The sequence below is a fragment of the Mesorhizobium sp. M1A.F.Ca.IN.020.06.1.1 genome (genome assembly GCF_004023265.1).
Taxonomy (GTDB): Bacteria; Pseudomonadota; Alphaproteobacteria; order Rhizobiales; family Rhizobiaceae; genus Mesorhizobium.
Genome location: NZ_RZSR01000480.1, coordinates 1 through 4,477 on the forward strand (window position 1 = coordinate 1; position 4,477 = coordinate 4,477).

Here is a 4,477-nt window from a genome sequence, read left to right on the forward strand (position 1 = left end):
CTGGAGGACGTGCTGATCCGCGCCGATCTTGGCGTCGAGACGGCGCTGCGCGTCACCGATTCTCTCGCCTCAAGCCGATACGGCAAGGACGTTTCCGACTCGGAGGTCCGCGCCGTGATGGCGGCGGAAGTCGAAAAAGTCCTGACCACGGTCGCCAAGCCGCTCGAGCTCGATCTCAGCCACAAGCCGCATGTCATCCTGGTCGTCGGCGTCAACGGCACCGGCAAGACCACGACCATCGGCAAGCTGGCGGCCAAGCTGACCGAAGGCGGGCTTTCGGTCATGCTGGCGGCCGGCGACACGTTCCGCGCGGCCGCCATCGAGCAGCTGAAGATCTGGGGCGAACGCACGAAGTCGCCGGTCATCGCCACCAAGCTTGGCGCCGACGCCGCCGGCCTCGCCTACGATGCCTTCGAGAAGGCGAAGGAGGCAGGCTCCGACGTGCTGATCATCGATACGGCCGGCCGCCTGCAGAACAAGACCGAGCTGATGGCGGAGCTGGAAAAGATCGTGCGCGTGCTGGGCAAGCTCGATCCGGAGGCGCCGCACACCGTGCTGCAGACCGTCGACGCCACCACCGGCCAGAATGCGCTCAGCCAAGTCGAGATCTTCCGCAACGTCGCCGGCGTCAACGGCCTGGTGATGACCAAGCTGGACGGCACGGCGCGCGGCGGTATTCTGGTGGCGATCGCCGCCAAGCATGGATTGCCGGTCTATTTTATCGGCGTCGGCGAGCAGGTCGACGACCTCGAACCCTTCTCGGCCAGCGAATTCGCCAGAGCGATCGCCGGCGTTGCTTGAACGATCCCAAAAGCGCCGACTTTCGGGACAACAAGGACTTTCATGAACATCCTCGAACGCGACCCGTCCGACCCGCAGAAACAGAAGAAGGAGGGCATCAACCCGCCGCTCAAGCTGGTGCTCGAGCTCGGGCCGCTGCTGGTCTTCTTCTTCGCCAATGCGCGCGGCGAATGGCTGGCGCAGAAATTTCCGGCCTTGGCCGAGCTCGGCGGCCCGATCTTCGTCGCCACCGGCCTGTTCATGGCCGCCACCGCGTTGGCGCTGATCGCCTCGTGGCTGCTCACCCGCACCTTGCCGATCATGCCGCTGGTGTCGGGCGTCGTCGTCCTTATCTTCGGCGCGCTGACGCTCTATTTGCAGGACGACGTCTTCATCAAGATGAAGCCGACCATCGTCAACACGCTGTTCGGCGGCGTGCTGCTCGGCGGCCTTTTCTTCGGCAAGTCGCTGCTTGGCTATGTCTTCGACTCGGCTTTCAGCCTCGATGCCGAAGGCTGGCGCAAGCTCACCTTCCGCTGGGGCCTGTTCTTCCTCTTCCTGGCCCTCGTCAATGAAGTCGTGTGGCGGAATTTTTCAACCGATGCCTGGGTTACCTTTAAGGTCTGGGGCATCATGCCGATCACGCTTCTCTTCACCTTCAGCCAGATGCCGCTGATCATGCGCCACTCGCTGGAGGAAAAAGCCAAGGAAGAGCAGGCGAGTAAATAGAGCAGGTTCCGGGGAGGGGGCGGCATGGAATTCCTCACCACGCGCGATGAGCTGAGGACGATCTACAAGACGCCGCGGCCGACCGACGGGTCGATCCGCAAGGAACTCAAGGCGCTCGATGGCCACTGCCGTTCCTTCATCGGCAAGAGCCCATTCGTGCTGATCGGCTCCTCCGACGGCGCCGGCAATGCCGACGTGACCCCGAAGGGCGACAAGCCCGGCTTCACCGCCATCCTCGACAGTTCCACCATCGCCATCCCTGACCGTCCAGGCAACAACCGGCTGGACACGCTGGAAAACATCGTTCGTTACCCGTCGGTAGGGCTGCTCTTCCTCATTCCCGGCATGAACGAGACGCTGCGCGTCAACGGCGAAGCCCACATAACCATCGACGCCGGACTGCGCGCCCGCCTGGCCGTCGACGGCAAGGAGCCGCAGAGCGTCATCGTGGTGACGGTCAAGGCCGCTTACATGCACTGCGCCAAGGCCTTTATGCGCTCCGAGCTGTGGGAGCCGGAGACCTGGTATGACCGCGCGAGCCTGCCGACGCTCGGCCAGATCATCCGCGACCAGCTGGCGCTTACAGAGAGCGCCGGCGAGATCGACCGCGAACTGGACGACGATTACCGGCAGACCATGTGGTAGGCTCCCGGGCACGATTCGTCCGAACCGCCCCCGTCACCCTTGCTGAACCTCCCCGCCATATCCGGCAGCCTGCGCGCCGCCTCGACCAATTCGGCCCTTGTCGCGGCGCTTGCCGCCAACATGCCCGCGGATTGCCGCGTCACCGTCTATGACGGGCTCGGCCGCTTGCCGATCTTCAACCCGGACGAAGAGGGCGAGCGCACGCCGTGTGAGGCAAGATACCTGATCGAGGCCGTCACCCGCGCCGATGGCGTCATCGTCTCCTGTCCCGAATACGCCCATGGCGTGCCGGGCGGCATGAAGAACGCGCTCGACTGGCTGGTGTCGCGCGACGCCGCCGTCGGCAAGCCGGCGTTGCTGGTGCACGCCTCGCCGCGCTCGCTCTTTGCCCGCGCCGCCCTTGCCGAGATCATGCGCACGATGTCCTTCGCGCTTTACGAAGAGACCGCGCTGGAGATCGCGCTGCTCGGCAAGAAGCCGCCGGAGGTGGAAGAAATCCTGGCTGAGCCGACCAGTCGGCAGGCGATGCGCGACGCGGTTCGGGCTTTCGCCGGCTTTATCCGCGGCCGCTGACGCCGATGCCGGTCAAAAGGTCTTGGCCCCATTCACCATCAGCCAGACCACATAGAGGGAGGTGGTGCCGCAGATGTAGAGGCGGTTGCGCTTGGCGCCGCCGAAGACGCAATTGGCGACGACTTCCGGCACTTTGACCTTGCCGATCAGCGTACCATCCGGATCGTAGCAATGGATGCCGTCGGCGGCGCTCGTCCAGATGCGCCCGCTTTCGTCCAGCCGGAAGCCGTCGAACAGGCCGGCCGTGCAGTCGGCGAAGACCTTGCCGCCCGAGACCTTCTTGCCGGCCTTGCCGACATTGAAGACGCGGATATGCGCGGGGTTCTTGGCGCCATGGGTGCGGCCCGTGTCGGCGACATAGAGCAGGCTTTCATCGAGCGAGAAGGCGAGCCCATTGGGCCTGACCATGTCGGTGATGACGGCGTCGATCTCGCCCGTGCCGGGGTCGACGCGGTAGACATTGCAGGCGCCGATTTCGCTCTCGGCGTGGTCGCCTTCATAATCGCTGTCGATGCCGTAGGCCGGATCGGTGAACCAGATCGAGCCGTCGGAACGGACGACGACGTCGTTTGGCGAGTTGAGCCGCTTGCCGCGCCATTTGTCGGCGATGGTGGTGACCGAACCGTCATGCTCGGTGCGGCTGACGCGGCGGCCCGAATGCTCGCAGGTGATCAGCCGGCCCTGCCGGTCGACGGTGTTGCCGTTGGAATTGCCGGACGGCTGGCGGAAGACGCTCACGCTGCCATCGGTCTCATCGTAGCGCAGCATGCGGTTGTTGGGGATGTCGGACCAGACGAGGTAGCGGCCGGCGGCGAACCAGGCCGGGCCTTCCGCCCACCGGCACCCGGTGAACAGCTTCTCAACCCGCTCATTGGCGTTGAACAGCCGCGAGAAACGCGGATCGAGAAGTTCATAGTCAGCGGCCGTCATGCTTTCCCTCCCGGCAATCAAAAGACGCGCGATCAAGCCAGCACAGAGCGGAGAAGGCAAGATCGCGGATGCCTCTCACGGCATGTTGACGCGTGTAGGGGCTAAGACGCCATTAACCGGCTATGCGCTGCTTGCAATGGTGCATTGCAACATCTTTCTTTTGCAATGCACCATTCCTATGTCATTCTCGCAATCGATCAGGGAGGAATAACTCAGAAGGAACCTCGTCATGATCTTCGACAACCTCGTCACCCGCGCTCGCACCAACCTCGCCAAGCGCCGCCACTACAATCGTCTCGTCGCAGAAATCGAGAACCTGTCGAGCCGCGATCTCGCCGATCTGCGTGCCGACCGCTCCGAGATGCTCTACCAGATCCACAAGCAGATTTACGGTTGAGTCCGAGGCCGGTCGAGCCGGCCTTTGCGCCGCGTCGCTTCGCTCCTTGCCTCGCACTGGAATGACGACGCAAGGGGCGCCTAACCCGAAACCGCCAGGGCCTTCTCGATCTGCGGCAACAGCAAATCCTTCGCCGATTCCGGCGTCAGCGGCCCGACATGCTTGTAGGCAATCTTGCCGTCCTTGCCGATGACGAAGGTCTCCGGCACGCCGTAGACGCCCCAGTCGATCGCCGCGCGCCCGGCCGGATCGACGCCGATCGCCTGGTAGGGATTGCCGAGATCGCCAAGGAAGCGACGGGCGTTTGCCGGCTCGTCCTTGTAGTTCAGCGCGGCAAGCGTGAACCGCTTGTCCTGCGACAGCGCCAAAAGCACCGGATGCTCTTCCCGGCACGGCGCGCACCATGATGCGAAGACGTTGACC

The 4,477-nt window shown here is 64.1% G+C and carries 7 protein-coding genes; 5 read left to right on the forward strand and 2 right to left on the reverse strand.

Annotation, left to right across the window (positions count from 1 at the left end; all coding sequences use genetic code 11):
* The 4 genes from ftsY to EOA60_RS20250 form a co-directional block, all read left to right on the forward strand.
* Nucleotides 1–801 (forward strand): signal recognition particle-docking protein FtsY (ftsY, locus tag EOA60_RS20235; protein WP_128311789.1); only part of this gene is annotated, 801 nt, incomplete at its 5' end.
* Nucleotides 802–843: 42 nt separating this feature from the next.
* A complete protein-coding gene (locus EOA60_RS20240; protein WP_095779961.1) occupies nucleotides 844–1,509 on the forward strand; it encodes a septation protein A in 666 nt (221 codons plus the stop codon).
* A 24-nt stretch (nucleotides 1,510–1,533) separates the two neighbouring features.
* Nucleotides 1,534–2,154 (forward strand): pyridoxamine 5'-phosphate oxidase family protein, encoded by a 621-nt coding sequence (locus EOA60_RS20245; protein ID WP_095825164.1) that lies wholly within the window; start codon nucleotides 1,534–1,536, stop codon nucleotides 2,152–2,154.
* Nucleotides 2,155–2,193: 39 nt separating this feature from the next.
* Nucleotides 2,194–2,727 carry an NADPH-dependent FMN reductase gene (locus EOA60_RS20250; RefSeq protein WP_127335756.1) on the forward strand — a complete coding sequence of 178 codons (534 nt, stop codon included), beginning with the start codon at nucleotides 2,194–2,196 and terminating at the stop codon, nucleotides 2,725–2,727.
* 12 nt (nucleotides 2,728–2,739) lie between these two features.
* Here EOA60_RS20250 and EOA60_RS20255 read toward each other — a convergent pair whose 3' ends face one another.
* Nucleotides 2,740–3,657 (reverse strand): SMP-30/gluconolactonase/LRE family protein, encoded by a 918-nt coding sequence (locus EOA60_RS20255; RefSeq protein WP_095825166.1) that lies wholly within the window; start codon nucleotides 3,655–3,657, stop codon nucleotides 2,740–2,742.
* 229 nt (nucleotides 3,658–3,886) lie between these two features.
* On the opposite strand from EOA60_RS20255, the gene EOA60_RS20260 reads away from it, so the two are divergent.
* Nucleotides 3,887–4,054 carry a hypothetical protein gene (locus EOA60_RS20260; RefSeq protein WP_082953829.1) on the forward strand — a complete coding sequence of 56 codons (168 nt, stop codon included), beginning with the start codon at nucleotides 3,887–3,889 and terminating at the stop codon, nucleotides 4,052–4,054.
* An 80-nt stretch (nucleotides 4,055–4,134) separates the two neighbouring features.
* Here the strand turns inward: EOA60_RS20260 and EOA60_RS20265 are convergent.
* On the reverse strand, nucleotides 4,135–4,477 hold a 343-nt coding region (locus tag EOA60_RS20265; RefSeq protein ID WP_164899423.1), incomplete at its 5' end, for a DsbE family thiol:disulfide interchange protein.